This window comes from Caballeronia sp. BCC1704 (assembly GCF_902833455.1).
GTDB lineage: Bacteria > Pseudomonadota > Gammaproteobacteria > Burkholderiales > Burkholderiaceae > Caballeronia.
Genome location: NZ_CADFFT010000011.1, coordinates 1 through 1,252, shown reverse-complemented (window position 1 = coordinate 1,252; position 1,252 = coordinate 1). Strand labels below are relative to the sequence as shown.

The following is a 1,252-nucleotide window of genomic DNA, read 5'->3' as shown; positions in this document are numbered from 1 at the left end:
GTGGCGCGAGTGACTTCGGTCACGAAGCAATTGGAAGTGGTTCCAAGAAAAGCCTCTAAGCTTCAGTCTAACGATGACCGTACCGCAAACCGACACAGGTGGGCGAGATGAGTATTCTAAGGCGCTTGAGAGAACTCGGGAGAAGGAACTCGGCAAATTGGTACCGTAACTTCGGGATAAGGTACGCCCTGGTAGCTTGACTGGCCTGCGCCAGGAGGGTGAAAGGGTTGCAATAAACTGGTGGCTGCGACTGTTTAATAAAAACACAGCACTCTGCAAACACGAAAGTGGACGTATAGGGTGTGACGCCTGCCCGGTGCCGGAAGATTAAATGATGGGGTGCAAGCTCTTGATTGAAGTCCCGGTAAACGGCGGCCGTAACTATAACGGTCCTAAGGTAGCGAAATTCCTTGTCGGGTAAGTTCCGACCTGCACGAATGGCGTAACGATGGCCACACTGTCTCCTCCCGAGACTCAGCGAAGTTGAAGTGTTTGTGATGATGCAATCTCCCCGCGGCTAGACGGAAAGACCCCATGAACCTTTACTGTAGCTTTGCATTGGACTTTGAACCGATCTGTGTAGGATAGGTGGGAGGCTATGAAACCGGAACGCCAGTTTCGGTGGAGCCGTCCTTGAAATACCACCCTGGTTTGTTTGAGGTTCTAACCTTGGTCCGTGATCCGGATCGGGGACAGTGCATGGTAGGCAGTTTGACTGGGGCGGTCTCCTCCCAAAGCGTAACGGAGGAGTACGAAGGTACGCTAGGTACGGTCGGAAATCGTGCTGATAGTGCAATGGCATAAGCGTGCTTAACTGCGAGACCGACAAGTCGAGCAGGTGCGAAAGCAGGTCATAGTGATCCGGTGGTTCTGTATGGAAGGGCCATCGCTCAACGGATAAAAGGTACTCTGGGGATAACAGGCTGATACCGCCCAAGAGTTCATATCGACGGCGGTGTTTGGCACCTCGATGTCGGCTCATCTCATCCTGGGGCTGTAGCCGGTCCCAAGGGTATGGCTGTTCGCCATTTAAAGAGGTACGTGAGCTGGGTTTAAAACGTCGTGAGACAGTTTGGTCCCTATCTGCCGTGGGCGTTGGATATTTGAAGGGGGCTGCTCCTAGTACGAGAGGACCGGAGTGGACGAACCTCTGGTGTACCGGTTGTCACGCCAGTGGCATCGCCGGGTAGCTATGTTCGGAAGAGATAACCGCTGAAAGCATCTAAGCGGGAAACTCGCCTTAAGATGAGAT

1 rRNA gene (cut by a window edge) is annotated in these 1,252 nt (G+C 53.2%); it reads left to right on the top strand.

Annotated features, from left to right (window positions below):
* Positions 1-1,252 (top strand): 23S ribosomal RNA (locus tag HWX53_RS27365) (its annotated part extends 1,485 nt beyond the left edge of the window); the annotation flags it as partial.